Here is a 15,714-nt window from a genome sequence, read left to right on the forward strand (position 1 = left end):
CAGAGAACGGGGATCGGCAGGTTTAACGCCGGCCCTGTTCTCCGACCTGATTCTCTGTTGCCTGATGTCTGGCTTCATCTCTGTTTTTTGATCTTCGTTCTCTGCTTTCATCTCTGTCCTCTGACTCCCATGCGCACGAACATCAGCGGCGAATCACCTTACGAGCCCATCATCGGCTTCTCACGCGCAGTCCGCGTGGGGAACGCTGTTCATGTTTCCGGCACCGGGCCAGTGGGCGCCGACAACGAAGATGCCGCCGGGCAGACGCGCCGCATCTTTGAGATTGCTCAACAGGCGCTGACCAAAGCCGGCGCATCGTTTGACCACGTCGTGCGCACCCGCATGTATCTCACGCATGGCGAGGATTGGGAGGCCGTTGGCCGCGTGCACGGCGAGTTCTTCAGCGCCATCCGCCCCGCCGCCACCATGGTTGTCGTCGCCGCGCTCCTCAATCCTGCATGGCGCATCGAAATTGAATTCGACGCCGTGATCCCGGAAGCACCGCCGGCCGGGCGTTCCCTGACAACTGAGAACTGACAACCGATCACTGAGGATTCCATGTCCAAACTCAGCATTCGCGACATCGAACTGACGAATAAGCGCGTTTTCATTCGCGTGGATTTCAATGTGCCGCTTACGGAAGACGGCTCGACCATCACCGACGACACGCGCATCGTGGCCACGCTGCCCACCATCGAATATGCGCTGCGCCACAAGGCCAAGGTGATCCTGGCTTCGCATCTGGGGCGTCCAAAGGGCAAGCCCAATCCGAAGTACTCACTGCGCCCGGTGGTGGACCGTCTTCGCGAGCTGCTCGACAAGCAGATTGGCGACAGGGTCAACGTGGCCTTTGCGCCCGACTGCGTGGGCGAGGTTGCTGAAGAGATGGCGCGCCAGCTTGAGTCGAGCCAGGTGCTGCTGCTTGAGAACCTGCGCTATCACGCCGAAGAGGAAGCCAACGATCCGGCGTTCAGCAAAAAGCTTGCCGGCCTGGCGGAGATCTATGTGAACGACGCCTTCGGCTCCGCGCATCGCGCCCATGCATCGACGGAAGGCATCACGCGTTACCTGAAGCCCTCTGTTGCCGGCCTGCTGATGGAGAAGGAGATCACCTATCTGGGCAAGGCACTGGAGAATCCCGAGAAGCCGTTCGTTGCGATCATCGGCGGCTCGAAAATCTCCGGCAAAATCGACGTCATCCAGAACCTGCTCGACAAGGTCGACACGCTGGTGATTGTGGGTGGCATGGCGTACACGTTCTATCGCGCGCTCGGCGTGTCCACTGCCAAGTCGCTGGTGGAAGAGGACAAGATCGAACTCGCCAAGGAGACGCTCGAAAAGGCGAAGGCCAAGGGTGTGAACCTGCTGTTGCCCAAGGACAACATTCTGGCTGACAGCTTTGCGAACGACGCCAAGACGCAGGTGTGGGACTCGAGCAAGAACTTTCCGGCTGACTGGCAGGGGCTCGATATTGGACCGAACTCGGTTGCGGCCATCGAGGAAGTGGTTTCGACCGCGCGCACCATCGTGTGGAACGGCCCCGCCGGCGTGTTCGAATTTCCTACCTTCGCGGTGGGCACCAACGCCATCGCCCATGCAGTCGCGGCCAACAAGGCAGCGACGTCGATCATCGGCGGCGGCGACTCGGTCAGCGCCATCAATCAGGCCGGCGTTGCCGACCAGATCACCCATATCTCCACGGGCGGCGGTGCTTCGCTTGAATTTCTTGAAGGCAAGAAGCTGCCCGGGGTGGAAGCGCTGACGGATAAATAGCTGCAACGTGGTCACGAAGGCGGCCGGGCCTCAGAATCCCGGCGCCGACGATCGCGCGACATGTCTTAGCGATTTCGAGGGTGTAAGCCTTGAACCAGGTTGCGCGGAGCCAAGGTTGTGAAGGCCTCGGATTTCGCGTCCGCGTGCTACATCTCTAAGCAGGAGATCATCCGTGCCTTACTACACCCGTGTTCTCTCAAAGCAGGAAGACTTCCCTTCGATTGCGGAACTCGCGGAGATTCTCCGCGGCAACCATTACGGTTGCAAACTCACGCTTGAAGAAGGCACGGCAGAAGAGTGGGAGTCGTTGCTTCTCTCCGGTGATGGCGAGGTTGAGATCGCAGTGCTGGAGCGGAATCCAGTTGAGGATGGCTCGCTGGGCCAGGATGAAATCGCTGACTTCATTGAAGACACAGTGGAGGCGAAGCCGCAGTCGGGTGTCGAGTGGCTGCACGAATTTCTCGCGGATGTGAAGACGGTTTACGCCTTCCAGCACTTGCAGGGAGCGGGGTCTGAGGAGGGGTCGGCGGCCCTGCATGCATTGCGCTCTGCACTCTGGGAGCGCGGCGAAGCGATCATTCAGGCAGATAACGAGGGCTTTACCAACGAAGAGGGCTACCACATCGTGTGGCAGTTTTCCGATCATGTTTCAGGTCCGTGGAACATGGCGGTACTCCAGGATGGAACGTGGCACCACTTCAAGATGGACCTTGGAGATCCCGACCAGCGTGAAGCGTTCTTCAACGGCGAAGTACCGCCGGATGCCGCGTCCGTCCAGCTATCGCGGCCGGGGGAATAGGCCCTGTTAGCGCAGCCTCATCGCCGGCATGCGCCCTTGGGCATTTTCGAATAATCCGGCACGTATACACGCATTGATTTGTCCGGTTGCGCTTTGATGCTGCCCGCGACCATCTGGCACCAGTAGTCGTGCAGGTAGAACTCGAACGGGTCCGCCGGGGTGGAGTCGATCATGGTCAGATCCGAGTCAAACATCTGTTCGCGCCCGTACTGCATGCTGCCGCCGCGCATGGCCATGTAGTTCTTCCAGGGCCGCGGCTTGAGTTGGGGAGCGCCGCGGCCGAATGTGAGCACCAGGTTCTGCCCCACGATGTTTACGCCGGCGATTCTGGCGCGAATCTGAGGCGGGGGAAAGGCCGTCTGCGGATCGATGAGGAATGCGTCCTTGTCGACCGACAGCCCCTGCAGGCCTTTCTGGCTGATCAGGTCATCGAGGCTCATGCCGAGCGCATCCATGAAGCCCTTGAGGGGCAGGTCGGCGGCTTTGACCTTCTCCACGGCGATACGGATGCGGTTGTCGTTACTGATGCTCACGGTGGCAGTGGAACTGAACGGAATGTGCAAGCCCTTTTTCATGGTTCCATGGATCTGGAGCCGGCCGTCTTCCGCGGCGATGCGGACATTCTTCAGCTGAGCCTTGGGGGAGCGCAGCAGCCAGGAATTCATCAACGCGGAAAGCTGTGCCATGTTCATGCGCATTTCGGCAGCGTCGGTTGCTACGAGAAAAGATGCGGGATCGTTGAAGCTCACCACTGCATGGCCTGGCGCGGGCAGCAACTCACCTTGCAGTCGCACAATGCTTACCGCCAGCTCCGGCGAGTAGCGAAACAGCACGTTGGCCATCTCAATCGCGACGCGGTCGCGCGGGTTGGACGTACCGGCCTGCTGCTCCGTTGTTGCGTCCTCCGGAAAGAACAGAGTGGCGCAGAAGAGCGCGGCGCAATAGAGGACCGGTGGCACAAGCAGAAGGGAACTGCGTTTGAAGGGAAACATGGGCACGTTCAGGGGCCCCGGGCAACAGGGCTGCATTGTGGGATGCAGGCAGATGCGGTTGCGACCGGTTCGACCCTTTACTGAACTCTGAAATGGTCCGGTTCAGGACTGTGATGCAGCTTTGTTGCTCGTGCGTGATGTATTGTGTAGCTGAGAAAAGCCAGAGCGAGGCCGCCGCCATGAGCTATCAGTCCCACACACCCGAGTCAGTCGTCCAATTGGAAAAGATTGCGCAGATTGCGATTACCGTCACTGACCTGCACCGCGCCAAAGACTTTTACCTGAACACGCTGGGCATGCGCTTCCTCTTCGAGACCGGGCCGCTGGTTTTTTTTCAGTGCGGCGACATCCGCCTGATGCTGAGCAACAGCGAAGCCGGTCAGCCCCGCGGGGGCACCGTCCTGTACTTCAAGGTAGAAGACATCCACGCCGTTCACGAGCAACTCAAGGGGCGCGGCGTCAACCTGGTGGACAGGCCCCACCTGATCGCCAAAATGCCTGACCACGATCTCTGGATGTGTTTCCTCAAGGATCCTGACGAGAACCTCATTGGCGTGATGAGCGAGGTCCCGCAGCCTGACCGCCCGGAGTTTATGCCGAAGTAGTCCCACTGAAGCGCGCCGGGCCCCCCGTCTCCTTCTGGTAAACACCTGCCGCTCCGTCCACGAGAATTGGCTGTATGCTCAAGGCATGGTCCGCTTCACAGTGCTGGCTTCCGGTTCCAAGGGCAACAGCGCGGTTGTCAGCGGCGGACACACCCGCATCCTGGTCGACGCCGGGCTGAGCTGTCGCGAACTCTTCAAGCGCATGGCGGCGGCCGGCGAAGATCCCGCCTCGCTCGACGCCATCATCGTGACTCATGAGCATCAGGATCATGTCAACGGCGTGGCGGTAACGGCGCGCAAGCTTGGCATTCCTGTCTATTTCACCGAAGCCACACACCGGGCGTGGATACGCTGGCTTACGCCGCGGCGACAGATGACGTACGCCCAGTGGCTGGAGCAGTGCCGCCAGGAGGCTGCCGCCCGTCAGGCCGAGGCGGAGCCGGTGGAATGCGACTGCGACGACAGTGAGGGTGAAACGGCCGACGAACCGCAACCCGCCGCGCAGGTCTCGGCAACAGAGCCGGCGAAACCGGAGAAACCCAAGCCGGATCCTTCCTGGCTTCCTTCTGTTCAGTACTTCCAAGCCGGCAAGCCTTTTCGCATCGGCGATATTGCGGTGAGTCCGTTTACGATTCCCCACGATGCCACGGACCCGGTCGGATTCGTCTTTGAGGCGGAGGGGGTGCGGATGGCGCTGGCAACGGATCTGGGATATATGCCGCCCAATGTGAAGGCTCAGCTCAAGAAGCTGGATTTGTTGATGTTGGAGTCCAACCACGACCTGGAAATGCTGCGTGACGGGCCGTATCCGTGGCCGGTGAAGCAACGGGTGCTGTCGCGGGTGGGGCATCTTTCAAACGACGCAGCGGCGGAATACCTTGCGTCTGGTTACGACGGTTACGCAACTTACGTCATTCTGGGACATCTATCAGAGAGCAACAATTGTCCGGAGTTGGCCAGGGTGGCTGCGGAACGGGCTCTCAGCAACCACGCCAGCCTGATCGCAAACCGGTTGATCCTGGCGGACCAGAGCGAGCCACTTTCCCCTATCCGCTTTTAAGCAAACAGGTTACAATAGTAAGGGGACGGTCATCACTCTGCACTTTTCGGGGATTGGCGCACAGACGTCGAGGCGGAGCAGTCTGGCGCACCTCGCACCTGGGGGCCACGCGATGTGCCGGTCGGGCATCGTAAATCCAAGGGGCGAACCTTGGCGCCGCAGACCGCGTATGTTCTTTTGCGCCGGGATAGCAAATTTTCTTCATTAAGGTGAGTGATACGAATGCCAAGAACCCGATGCAATGATCACGTCGTTGGCGCAATTCTCGCCAGCTGGCGGTACGACATCTCGGGGATCTCTCCCGAGATGCGCAGGGATTATGAGCAGCACTTCCTCGATTGCGCGCATTGCCGCTCGCGGCTGAAATTCCACCGCAGCCTGGACGGCACCCTTGCTGTGCTGACTTCGCTGGCGGTTGTGTTCTTCCTCTTCGCGCTGGCGGTGGTGAAACATATCAAGCCGCTGGAGCACGTCGCGTTCAACATCCTGGGGCTCGACATTTCCGACATGTACCACATGCTGCTGTCGGCGGGAACGGCCGGGCTGATCTTCTCAGTGATCGCGCTGGCACTTGTGCTGACGGCTACGCCCGCGCCCACATATCTTGGGGGAATTGCGGCTGAACGAGCCAGGGTGATTGAAGAGCACCTTCCGGCTGCGATTCGTTCCTTGCGCTCGCGATAAGCCCTGCGTCTGCTCGAGCAAAGGCCTCCCGCGATGGGAGGCCTCTGCACTTTCTGGACATTACAGCGGCTTACGCCGGCTGCGGCAGGGTGGTGTGCGACTTTGGATCAGGCATGGTGACCGGGCCTTCCGGTCCATGCGCGTGATTCGAATACTGGAACTGCACGGGGACGGTTCCTTTGCCGGAGGTCAGCTCCACCTCCTGGAAGACAAGCTGGAGGTCGTTTCCGGCTTCGAACACCGGGTAATCCCCGCACTCCTCTCCCTGCTTCGATGTCCAGCCGAGGAACTTGATGGCCGAGGGATCGTTGCCGGCGCGGATGGCGTCTTCGACGTCCGGATCGGTGCGCGCTTCGTTCAATTCGTGATAGAAGGTTGCCACGACGTTCTTCCAAGGCTTGTCGAAGACGGGAATTCCGTTCTCAGTGCCGTTGGCCTCAACCTGCGAGTAGACCCCTACCGCGTAGTAGATCGTCTGCCCATTGAGATGAATGGAGCCGTGGTAGCCGCCCAGTCCATGCAGCGAATCCACATCGTCATCCAGGGGAACGGGGCTTTTCTTCCTGGCGTCGGCGGGGTCATGTTCCTGGTGCGATTTGGCGCCGGAGCCGGTGGTGTCGTCGTTCAGGACGGTTCCCGGCGGCAGCATGAAATTGAAGACGGTGGATTTGAGGTCGCTGCCGGCGAGCTTGCCTTGGTTGGCTGCGGTGGTCAGCATCTGCTCGATGCTGGTTTGCGAGACGGTCGTTGGAGGATTGCCGGGCAGCGCCTCCGATCCATCGAACGTGGTTGAGATCGCGCCCGGGAAGTACTGCTGCATCACGTTGTTGAGGTGTTCGTCGGCCATGGCGGCGGACAGAGCTGCGTCGATATGGGTTTTATCCGACTTGTGCCATGCTGTCCCGCCGACGTAGAAGTTTTTGAAGTGAAGGTCAGCAATGAGCTTGCCGCCGTGGTAATGCAGGTCATGCGTTTTGTGCGGCTTCAGTCCGGGAGCGAGAGCTTCAGTCTGCGGCAGTCCCGCACGCTCGCGGTAGACGCGCTCGGCGCGGGAGCCGCGCCGAAAGGACACATTGAGCGGACGCTTGTAGGTTTCGCCTGTCATAAACACCTCCGTGGGGATTTCGAGCCGGGGCAGCGGCCGCACGCGATCGTAGCGGAACAAGGCCGCCGATCAACAGCCGCTCTCGGCCGTGGGGACCCTTGATTCAAGTTCGATCTTGGTGCCTGATATCTGTCTGGGGAACCGGGTTGATCAGGGCGGATGGAGAGGTGGCGCCCTGAATCAGGGACGCGAAGATGGTAACTCCGGGTCTGCGCACTGTCCAGCGGCGGTTTACGATACTCGCCGAGCCAGAGACTTACACCGATACAACAAAAAGGGCAAAGCCGGCATGGCCTCGCCCATGTTTGTGGAGCAGGGAACTACTTTGTGACAGGAACTCTGAGATCGCCGCCTGTCATTTCTTTGGGCAATCCGAGATCCAGCAGGTTAAGGAGGGTGGGGCTGATATCGCGCAGGGAGCCGTCGGTACGCAGGCGATAGTTGTTGGCCTCTTCGCTCACGTAGATCATGGGCACGGGATTGGTGGTGTGCGCGGTATGGGGGCCGCCGGTCACGGGGTCGACCATCTGCTCGGCGTTGCCGTGATCGGCGGTGATGAGCCAGCTCCCGTTGCGCTCCTTGACTGCTTTGTAGATGCGGCTGAGCTGCGCGTCTACCGCTTCGACGGCCTTGATGGTTGGCTCCAGCCTGCCGGAGTGGCCGACCATGTCCGCATTGGCGAAGTTGACGACGATCAGATCGAACGCGGTGTCATTTACGGCCTTCACGACCGTATCGCCAATCGCCTCGGCTTTCATCTCCGGCGCCAGATCGTAGGTGGCCACCTTCAGCGACGGAACCATCTGGCGATCTTCGCCGGGGAAGGGAACTTCGATGCCGCCGTTGAAGAAGTATGTGACGTGGGCGAACTTCTCCGTCTCCGCCACGCGGAGATTGCGCAACTGATGCGCCGAGAGGATGTTTGCCAGGATGTTGTCCATAGACTCCGGCAGGATCACCAGCGGCAGCTCATAGAGCTTGTCATACTGCGTCATGCAGAGGTAGTGCAGGCCTTTGGGAATTTCAGTGCGAGGAATGGTTTCGTCCAGTGACTCCCACGTGTCGAGGTCACGGCCGCCATTCTTGTTCAGGCCGCTCTCGCGCGTCAGCACGCGGGTAATCTGCCGTGCGCGATCGGCGCGGAAGTTGAAGTTGATGCAAACGTCCTCGTCGCGAATCTGCGCAATCGGCTTGCCTGCGGCGTCGGTCACCACAAACGGGATCAGGAACTCGTCGGTGACGCCGTTGTTGTAGTTCTCCTTGATGCGCGCTACCGGGTCAGCGTACGCGCCGCCCTCGGCTTTGCCGCTCACCATCGCGTCAAAGGCCTTGCGCTCGCGTTCCCATCGCTTGTCACGGTCCATGGCGTAGTAGCGTCCGCTCACGGAGGCGACCTTGCCTATGCCGTACTCGCGCATCTTCTGCTCGAGCGCGGCCACGTAGCCGGCGCCAGAGGTCGGCAGCGTATCGCGGCCATCCATAAAGGCATGCACGAACACGCGCTCCAGTTTGTACTCACGCGCAATCCGCAGCAGCGCATAGAGGTGCTCCTGGTGCGAGTGCACGCCGCCGTCGGACAACAGCCCGAACAGATGCAACTGCCGTCCGCCTTCGCGCGCCCGCTGCATGGCGTTGACGATCGCGGGGTTATTCGCGAGCTCGCCGTTGGCAATCTGCGCATCGATGCGGGTGATGTCCATCTGCACAATGCGGCCGGCGCCGATGTTCAGGTGGCCCACTTCGCTGTTGCCCATCTGTCCGTCGGGCAGTCCGACAAAGTGCTCCGAAGCGCGGATCAGGGTGTTGGGAAACTCGCGCAGCAGGTTGTCATACGCGGGCTTGCGCGCCAGCGCGATGGCGTTGTTGGCGGTTTGGGCGCTATAACCCCATCCATCGAGGATGGTGAGTACAAGAGGACGTTTGGACACGAAGAGAACACCTCGGTTTCGAACGAATGATCGCTATCAGGATAAATGGCATGCGCGGGTGCGGGATGTGCGGGCCACCACATATGTCGGCGACGAATGCTCACCGCACATCGATCTCTTTCTGCGGAGTTGCAATTCCACTCTGCTCTTCTTTTGAAAACAATGAAGGGCAAAAACGGCTTCCTCAAATCGAATTGTGTAGACTGCGCGGTAAGTTCCGCCGGCATGATCTTCTAATGCGTTGAATTTCGCGCAGCGGGGCGAAAGGCACGAGGCAGCCAAAACGGTCAAGGGCTTCGGTGGTGCAGGCGTTCTGGAAGTGATAGCGGAAGAACCTGCTCACGACAGGCGGAAGTTCCATCAGCTCTTTCTTACTGCTATCAATCCATTAGCGGTTTTCTTTATGGCTTCCATGCGCATTTACCTGAAAAAGGATAAGGGAGTGATTCCGTATGCAAAATGCCCCTCCCGGCCAGCGGGAGGGGCATTTTGCTGCGAAACGACTGAAGGTCGCAGTAGCTGCACGCAATGCTAGTCGTTGTAGTTGAGGCTCTCGAGGCCCAGGAAGGCAGCGCCTGAACCCAGTTCTTCCTCGATGCGGAGCAGCTGATTGTACTTGGCAATGCGGTCGGTGCGGCTCACCGAGCCAGTCTTGATCTGGCCTACGCCTGTTGCGACCGCGAGGTCCGCAATGAACGTGTCTTCCGACTCGCCTGAGCGGTGCGACATCACGGCGGTGTAGCCGTAACGGCGGCCCAGGTCGATGGCTTCGAGCGTCTCTGTCAGCGTGCCGATCTGGTTGACCTTGATCAGGATCGAATTCGCCACGCCCTCTTCGATGCCCTGCTGCAGTCGCTTTACGTTGGTGACGAACAGGTCGTCGCCCACGAGCTGAATCTTGGCGCCCACCTGGTCGGTCAGAAGCTTCCAGCCCGCCCAGTCATCTTCGGCAAGGCCATCTTCAAGCGAGACGATCGGATACTGCTTCGTCCAGCTCGCCCAGAAGTCGACCATCTGCTCGCTGCTCAGCTCGCGCTTGTCGCTCTTCTTGAAGACGTACTTCTGCTTTTCCTTGTCGTAGAACTCGCTGGCAGCCGGATCGAGCGCAATGCAGATCTGCTCGCCCGCCTTGTAGCCGGCCTGTTCAATGGCTTCGAGGATCAACTCCACGGCTTCTTCGTTCGATTTCAGGGAAGGCGCAAAGCCACCTTCGTCGCCCACGGCCGTGTTGTAGCCCTTCTTTTTCAGCACGCTCTTCAGGGTGTGGAAGGTCTCCGCCGACCAGCGCAGCGCTTCAGAGAACCTGTCGGCGCCCACCGGCATGATCATGAATTCCTGGAAGTCGACGTTCGAGTCGGCATGCGCGCCGCCGTTCAGTACGTTCAGCATCGGTGTAGGCAAAATGCTCGCATTGACGCCACCGAGGTAGCGGTACAGCGGAATTTCAAGAGTCTGCGCCACGGCGCGCGCAGTGGCCATGGACACTGCCAGGATCGCATTCGCGCCGAGCTTGCCCTTGTTGGGGGTGCCATCCAGCGCGATCATGGTGGCGTCGATAAGGCGCTGATTGGCCGCGTCCATGCCTTCGAGCTCAGGCGCGATCACCGACTCCACATTTTCAACGGCCTGTAACACACCCTTGCCGAGATAGTGGGTCTTGTCGCCGTCGCGCAGCTCGACGGCCTCATGCTCGCCGGTCGAAGCGCCCGAAGGCACAATGGCGCGGCCGAGTGCGCCGCTTTCCAGGATCACATCAGCTTCGACGGTGGGATTGCCGCGCGAATCCAAAACCTCGCGCGCGCGAATAGCAACAATTTCAGTCATATCAGTCCTCGCAATGCGGTGCAGCAGCCGGTCATTCAACTTGGGGCGGCGATCGACGGCGACATCTTCTCCGGCAGCGCTCTGAATTGTGGTCAGAAGATCCAGTCCGGTACGCATTCCTTCGCCACCCCATACATAAAATCTGCGGATATTTCCAAGGGGATTCTAACAAACGACCTCGCGGAACCCTTTGTGGTGACGGTCACATCAAAACCCGCAACATCTCACAGTCCCGGTATCTTTCCTGATTCGTATTGCATAAGGCACACTGCTCGCGGAAGGCATTCACATGCGTCTCACCTGCACGGTAGCCTTAAGTTGAGCGAGTTGTCTCCTGTCAAAAATCCTCATAGACGGGAGCAACTCCGGATGCGCGGCGGGGTCAACAGAGGTACAGTGCGTTGCGCCCGCCTTCAAGGAGATCTATGCACCGCCCAATTCTGACGTGCGTCTTCCTCGTTTTCTCCGCAGCTGCCTTGGCCCAACAGCAGCAGCAGCCGAGCCCGTCGGATCCTTACCAGGGGCAATCGACTCCCCCGGCGGACGACGTCATCCTGGCCACGCAACCGGATCAGCCCACGCCGCCCAAGGCCAAGCCGCACGCCGGCAAGCCGCTTTCTGACGCTCAGGCGGCCCCGCGGCCCGCCCCGCCGCCACCCTCAGACGCCCCGCCTGCGGAACCGAATGTGCCCGCAGCCGACACAGCGACGCGTCCGTCCTCGAGCGATGCGTCCGCCAACGTGCCCAATGAAGACGCCAACGGCTCCGACGATGGACTGGTGGGAGTCGCCAAACCTGTTGACCCGTCCAGCATTGCTCCTGCTTCCGGAGATCCCGGGCCGGGTCTGAGGGCTCGGTCTGCCGCAGCCGATCCCGACGGAGACATTGTCCAGCCGAATCCTCTGCAGCCGGGTCAGTTGGCCTATGGCGCGACCATTCGCGTAAAGCTGCTTACGCGTCTTTCCACGGTGGACTCCAGGCAGGGTGAAATCTTCCGCACCACGGTGGCCAGCGATGTCCTCCAGGACGGCCAGGTGCTCATCCCGGCCGGCGCGGAGATCGACGGCCGCGTGGTCCAGGTGTCCAGCGGCAGTGTTCGCAGCCACGGCACCATCCTTCTGCGGCCTGAAACCGTGATCCTCCCCGACGGCAGCCGTCACCAACTTGACGCGCAGATCTCCGGCACTCCGGGTTCGCGCACCCGTGTGGATGGGGAAGGCTTTATCAATCCCGGCTCGCGCGTGAAGAAAGACACGCTGCTGTATGGCGGCGCGATGGGGGTGGGTGCCGCAACGGGCGCCCTTGTCGGCGGTCCTGTGGGAGCCATCGCTGGCACAGCGATCGGCGCCGGAGCCATCACGGTCCACATCGTCACCAGCCACTCTGAGGCCACCCTGGAGCCGGGAACGGTTCTTCTCCTCACGCTCGACAACCGGCTCGATCTGCAGGCTGCCTCGCAAACGAATCCTACGGGCAACTGATCGGTCACACTGCGGTGCCTTGGCGGCGCGGCCCCCCGGTCGCGCCGCATTTGTCTTTGGAGCAGGTGGCCAAGTGATCAGGTGGTCAGGTTTGATCCGAGATGTCAGCTAACACCTGTCCACCTGTTTCAACACTTCGGATGCGGATTTTTGAAGTCGACCTCGACCGGCACCCAATCTGACAACCGCTTCGCGTCCAGCTCCGCGTCCGTGGGCCGCGGATTCAGCGACGACCGAGCCAGCGCAACCGTCAGCTTCACCTTGCCCTTGAGGCAATACGCCCCAAGGTACTGGGCCAGCTCCTTGTCGGTCACGTTCATGTAGTCCGCCGTGAGCGCGCCCTCGGCGCCGGGGATATCGGTGGGCGCCATCACCATCTGGTTCATTACGGGCGTGTCCTTCTTCCCGCCGGTCACGTCGAACCGGATCACGAGCGCCGCACGCCTCTCCAGCACCTCGGGATTCGCCGTCCACTTGACCGCGGGAATGGTGATGCCCGCCGGATTCGGCTTGGTTTCCTTCGTGTCGAGGGCGAGCCTGTACGGGGCTCCCTTCCACTTCGGCGTAGCAGGCACGGGCGCCATGTTATTACCCTCGCATCCCGCCGTCAGAAGCATGCATGCGGTCACAGCGACCAGAATTGTCTTGTTCAAAATCGTCCTCCTCAGGCTTCGGCCTTCTCTGCCCGGCGACGACTGTCGCCCAAAACGCAGTGTAGGACCCGCTTTAGCTTGCCTTTCTCTTGTGTGAAGTTTCGATGGACCATCCTATACCGCGGTCTTTCCCGCATGCGCGTGATCCCCATCACGGACAGCCTCCCACCCCCGCGCCGACCATGATGGGCAAAACTGATCGGCAGAACGCAGACCCGCAGGCTGATCCGAGAGGGGCGCATGTTCAACCGGAGAGAAATACTGACGGGCGGCGCAGCGGCAGGCGCTGTGCTTGTGTCCGGCTGCTTGTCGCGTTCCTCACAGGGGCTCGTCCTCAGCGACAAGGAAGCCGGAACCCTGGCAGCGCTCTGCGATCAGATCATCCCTGCCGATGAGTGGCCCAGCGCCTCGGAGGCCGGGGTCCTCACGTTTATCGACCGCCAGCTCACGGGCCCGTATCGGCGCCATCGCAAGGCATATCGAACAGGCATCGAAGAACTCAACAAACTGGCGCAATTACGAATCGGTGTTGATCTTGGGTCAGGTACGGCATTGCAGCAGCTTGATGTGGCGAGAGCCCTGGAGCAGCAGAACCCCGCATTTTTCGGTATGGTTCGCCAGCACACCATGCAGGGCTATTACGGCTCTCCTCGCCACGGCGGCAACAAGGATGCCGTCGCTTACCGCATGCTCGGCCTCGATGTCCCGCTGCTCCGCGGGCGCGCCCAATTCGACCTGACCACCGGGTCCAAGTCATGAAAGGCGTAAACGCCGTCATCATCGGAGCCGGCGCGGCCGGGGGCATTGTTGCCAAGGAACTCTCAACAGCGGGCCTGAGCGTCGTTCTGCTGGAGCGCGGCGCCTGGTACACCGCGCACGACTGCCGCAAAGACGATCTGCGCAACCAGCGCGTCACGGTGCTGGGAAATGCCTTTGGCCCGGAGGACGACGGCAATCCGCGTATCGTGGTCAGCTCCAAAGGCGAGGCGCACGAGATCCTTCCCAGTGAGGGCGGCTATAACAACAACGCTGCATGCGTGGGGGGTGGAACCCTCAGCTACGGCGCGCAGGCCTGGCGCTTCATGCCGCAGGACTTCCGCATGCGATCGACCTATGGCGCGCCGGAAGGCAGCTCGCTCGAAGACTGGCCCATCAGCTATGACGATCTCGAGCCCTTCTACGACAAGGCCGAGCACGAGATCGGCGTATCCGGCGACGTCTCCACGGATCCGTTCAAAGCGCCGCGCAAGCGCGATCTGCCTATGCCGCCGCTGCCGCCGAACAAGGAATTCGATATTCTGTGGCCCGCGGCAAAGCGCCTTGGATTGCATCCGTTTCACGTGCCAATGCTGCGCAACTCCGTGCCCTACAACGGCCGCGGCCCCTGCATGCGCTGCCGCTGGTGCTGCGGATTCGCATGTGAGGTCGACGCCAAGAACGGCAGCCAGAACACCGTCATTCCCACGGCTCTGGCCACCGGCAATTGCGACCTCCGCACGGGATGCATGGCGCGCGAGATCCTGATAGACGATCGCGGCCGTGCTCGCGGGGTCCGTTACATCGACGCGCAGGGCGAGGAAGTGGAGCAGCTCTCTGATATCGTGATCGTCTCCTCCGCCGCAATCGAGTCCGCGCGCCTGCTGCTCAATTCCAAATCGCGCCTCTCCCCAACCGGGGTCGGCAATCGCTATGACCAGGTCGGCCGCAATCTGCAGGGCCATCATTACACGGGCGCCACCGGGTACTTCGATCTCGAGGTCTACGACGACCTGGGCCCTGGCACCAGCATTGCGATCTGCGACTACAATCACGGAACTCCAGGCCTGCACGGCGGCGGCATGCTCGCCAACGAGTTCACCCGTCTCCCTTATCAAACCGTCGACCGCCTTCCTGAGGGCACGCGGGGGTGGGGGCTGGCTCACAAGCAGGCTATGCGCCAGTGGCACAAGCGGACCATCGTGATCATGGGGCCCACGCAGCAGATTCCGTCGACCAACGGCCGCGTCACCCTTGATCCCAGGGTGCGCGACAAGTACGGGATGCCTGTGACGCGGATTGAAGGCAACGTCCACCCGCACACCTTCGAGATCGGCGACCGCCAGTCGGAGCGCGCCGCGGCGTGGCTCAAGGAAGCCGGCGCCCTCCACGTCAGCTCTATGAGCTGGCACCCCGACACGGTCAGCGCAGGCCAGCACCAGGCCGGCACGTGCCGCATGGGCAACGACCCCCGCGGATCGGTGGTCAACAAGTTCTGTCAGGTGCACGATGTCGACAACGTCTTTGTCATCGATGGCAGCGTGCACGTCACGAACGGCGGATTCAACCCGGTGCTCACCATCATGGCAGTGGCCTATTACGCCTCTGATGCGCTGGTGCGGAACTGGAAAGGATCGCGGTTCCGTTCATGAAGAGAAGGCTGATCTTCACCGCGATCGCTGCTGCCACGGTTTCATGTCTGGCACTGCTGGCCACGTGGGGCAGCACTCTCTACTACGCCGCCGGTCACGGCTCCAACTGCGCTAACTGCCACGAGATGGGCTCCTCTGTCAGTGCGATGCACGCCTCGCCTCACGGCAATGCGCAGTGTTCGGATTGCCATGAAGCTTCGATCGCAGACAAACTCCGCCACGTGCGGGTCCACATTTTCGGCAGCCGCCCTGACGGCCTTCACCTTCGCGAAGCGGATGTCCGCAAGATGATGACGAAATGCCAGGGGTGCCATCAGCATGAGTACGCCTCATGGCACGCCGGGCCGCATTCCGCAACCTACTCCGCGATCTTTACCAGCGTGAAGCACAACACCAGCCGCC

The 15,714-nt window shown here is 61.0% G+C and carries 16 protein-coding genes; 10 read left to right on the forward strand and 6 right to left on the reverse strand.

Annotated elements, in window-relative coordinates:
* Window positions 1–129 precede the first annotated feature (129 nt).
* From VGL22_RS19640 to VGL22_RS19650, 3 genes are all read left to right on the forward strand, one after another.
* The gene (locus VGL22_RS19640) at window positions 130–537 is read left to right on the forward strand and encodes a RidA family protein (RefSeq protein ID WP_465268657.1); all 408 of its coding nucleotides are present in this window, start codon (window positions 130–132) and stop codon (window positions 535–537) included.
* A gap of 21 nt (window positions 538–558) precedes the next feature.
* Window positions 559–1,773: a phosphoglycerate kinase gene (locus tag VGL22_RS19645; RefSeq protein ID WP_465268658.1), complete on the forward strand. Its 1,215-nt coding sequence runs from the start codon at window positions 559–561 to the stop codon at window positions 1,771–1,773.
* 172 nt (window positions 1,774–1,945) lie between these two features.
* Entirely contained in the window at window positions 1,946–2,572 is a 627-nt protein-coding gene (locus tag VGL22_RS19650) for a hypothetical protein (protein ID WP_465268659.1), read from the forward strand.
* Window positions 2,573–2,589: 17 nt separating this feature from the next.
* Here the strand turns inward: VGL22_RS19650 and VGL22_RS19655 are convergent, their stop codons facing one another.
* Window positions 2,590–3,564: a hypothetical protein gene (locus VGL22_RS19655; protein WP_465268660.1), complete on the reverse strand. Its 975-nt coding sequence runs from the start codon at window positions 3,562–3,564 to the stop codon at window positions 2,590–2,592.
* 179 nt (window positions 3,565–3,743) lie between these two features.
* On the opposite strand from VGL22_RS19655, the gene VGL22_RS19660 reads away from it, so the two are divergent.
* The 3 genes from VGL22_RS19660 (at window position 3,744) to VGL22_RS19670 (ending at window position 5,913) form a co-directional block, all read left to right on the forward strand.
* Window positions 3,744–4,169 carry a VOC family protein gene (locus VGL22_RS19660; protein WP_465268661.1) on the forward strand — a complete coding sequence of 142 codons (426 nt, stop codon included), beginning with the start codon at window positions 3,744–3,746 and terminating at the stop codon, window positions 4,167–4,169.
* Between the two features lie 85 nt (window positions 4,170–4,254).
* Window positions 4,255–5,229, forward strand: coding sequence for an MBL fold metallo-hydrolase (locus VGL22_RS19665; protein WP_465268662.1), 975 nt, complete (start codon window positions 4,255–4,257; stop codon window positions 5,227–5,229).
* A gap of 222 nt (window positions 5,230–5,451) precedes the next feature.
* Window positions 5,452–5,913 carry a hypothetical protein gene (locus VGL22_RS19670; RefSeq protein ID WP_465268663.1) on the forward strand — a complete coding sequence of 154 codons (462 nt, stop codon included), beginning with the start codon at window positions 5,452–5,454 and terminating at the stop codon, window positions 5,911–5,913.
* A gap of 70 nt (window positions 5,914–5,983) precedes the next feature.
* Here VGL22_RS19670 and VGL22_RS19675 read toward each other — a convergent pair whose 3' ends face one another.
* The 4 genes from VGL22_RS19675 to eno form a co-directional block, all read right to left on the reverse strand.
* Window positions 5,984–7,018 carry a hypothetical protein gene (locus VGL22_RS19675; protein ID WP_465268664.1) on the reverse strand — a complete coding sequence of 345 codons (1,035 nt, stop codon included), beginning with the start codon at window positions 7,016–7,018 and terminating at the stop codon, window positions 5,984–5,986.
* Window positions 7,019–7,338: 320 nt separating this feature from the next.
* Window positions 7,339–8,946: a 2,3-bisphosphoglycerate-independent phosphoglycerate mutase gene (gene gpmI / locus VGL22_RS19680; RefSeq protein WP_465268665.1), complete on the reverse strand. Its 1,608-nt coding sequence runs from the start codon at window positions 8,944–8,946 to the stop codon at window positions 7,339–7,341.
* A 36-nt stretch (window positions 8,947–8,982) separates the two neighbouring features.
* On the reverse strand, window positions 8,983–9,237 hold the full coding sequence (locus VGL22_RS19685) for a type II toxin-antitoxin system RelE/ParE family toxin (RefSeq protein WP_465268666.1): 255 nt from the start codon (window positions 9,235–9,237) through the stop codon (window positions 8,983–8,985).
* A 240-nt stretch (window positions 9,238–9,477) separates the two neighbouring features.
* On the reverse strand, window positions 9,478–10,887 hold the full coding sequence (gene eno / locus VGL22_RS19690; protein WP_465268667.1) for a phosphopyruvate hydratase: 1,410 nt from the start codon (window positions 10,885–10,887) through the stop codon (window positions 9,478–9,480).
* 308 nt (window positions 10,888–11,195) lie between these two features.
* On the opposite strand from eno, the gene VGL22_RS19695 reads away from it, so the two are divergent.
* Window positions 11,196–12,251, forward strand: coding sequence for a hypothetical protein (locus VGL22_RS19695; RefSeq protein ID WP_465268668.1), 1,056 nt, complete (start codon window positions 11,196–11,198; stop codon window positions 12,249–12,251).
* A 128-nt stretch (window positions 12,252–12,379) separates the two neighbouring features.
* On the opposite strand, the gene VGL22_RS19700 is transcribed toward VGL22_RS19695, so the two are convergent.
* Window positions 12,380–12,904, reverse strand: coding sequence for a hypothetical protein (locus tag VGL22_RS19700; RefSeq protein WP_465268669.1), 525 nt, complete (start codon window positions 12,902–12,904; stop codon window positions 12,380–12,382).
* A gap of 240 nt (window positions 12,905–13,144) precedes the next feature.
* On the opposite strand from VGL22_RS19700, the gene VGL22_RS19705 reads away from it, so the two are divergent.
* From VGL22_RS19705 to VGL22_RS19715, 3 genes are all read left to right on the forward strand, one after another.
* Entirely contained in the window at window positions 13,145–13,663 is a 519-nt protein-coding gene (locus VGL22_RS19705; protein ID WP_465268670.1) for a gluconate 2-dehydrogenase subunit 3 family protein, read from the forward strand.
* Window positions 13,660–15,312: a GMC family oxidoreductase gene (locus VGL22_RS19710; protein ID WP_465268671.1), complete on the forward strand. Its 1,653-nt coding sequence runs from the start codon at window positions 13,660–13,662 to the stop codon at window positions 15,310–15,312. Before VGL22_RS19705 ends, VGL22_RS19710 begins: the two co-directional genes overlap by 4 nt.
* Window positions 15,309–15,714: hypothetical protein (locus VGL22_RS19715; RefSeq protein WP_465268672.1), on the forward strand; the 406-nt coding region annotated here is incomplete at its 3' end. The genes VGL22_RS19710 and VGL22_RS19715, both read left to right, overlap by 4 nt.

Source organism: Occallatibacter sp. (assembly GCF_036502485.1).
GTDB lineage: Bacteria > Acidobacteriota > Terriglobia > Terriglobales > Acidobacteriaceae > Telmatobacter.

Excerpts from the sequence above, each read along its gene's own strand:
- VGL22_RS19640 (WP_465268657.1), top strand. The coding sequence starts at position 130 with ATGCGCACGAACATCAGCGGCGAATCACCTTACGAGCCCATCATCGGC.
- VGL22_RS19645 (WP_465268658.1), top strand. The coding sequence starts at position 559 with ATGTCCAAACTCAGCATTCGCGACATCGAACTGACGAATAAGCGCGTT.
- VGL22_RS19655 (WP_465268660.1), bottom strand. The coding sequence starts at position 3,564 with ATGTTTCCCTTCAAACGCAGTTCCCTTCTGCTTGTGCCACCGGTCCTC.
- VGL22_RS19660 (WP_465268661.1), top strand. The coding sequence starts at position 3,744 with ATGAGCTATCAGTCCCACACACCCGAGTCAGTCGTCCAATTGGAAAAG.
- VGL22_RS19665 (WP_465268662.1), top strand. The coding sequence starts at position 4,255 with ATGGTCCGCTTCACAGTGCTGGCTTCCGGTTCCAAGGGCAACAGCGCG.
- VGL22_RS19670 (WP_465268663.1), top strand. The coding sequence starts at position 5,452 with ATGCCAAGAACCCGATGCAATGATCACGTCGTTGGCGCAATTCTCGCC.
- VGL22_RS19675 (WP_465268664.1), bottom strand. The coding sequence starts at position 7,018 with ATGACAGGCGAAACCTACAAGCGTCCGCTCAATGTGTCCTTTCGGCGC.
- eno (WP_465268667.1), bottom strand. The coding sequence starts at position 10,887 with ATGCGTACCGGACTGGATCTTCTGACCACAATTCAGAGCGCTGCCGGA.
- VGL22_RS19695 (WP_465268668.1), top strand. The coding sequence starts at position 11,196 with ATGCACCGCCCAATTCTGACGTGCGTCTTCCTCGTTTTCTCCGCAGCT.
- VGL22_RS19705 (WP_465268670.1), top strand. The coding sequence starts at position 13,145 with ATGTTCAACCGGAGAGAAATACTGACGGGCGGCGCAGCGGCAGGCGCT.
- VGL22_RS19710 (WP_465268671.1), top strand. The coding sequence starts at position 13,660 with ATGAAAGGCGTAAACGCCGTCATCATCGGAGCCGGCGCGGCCGGGGGC.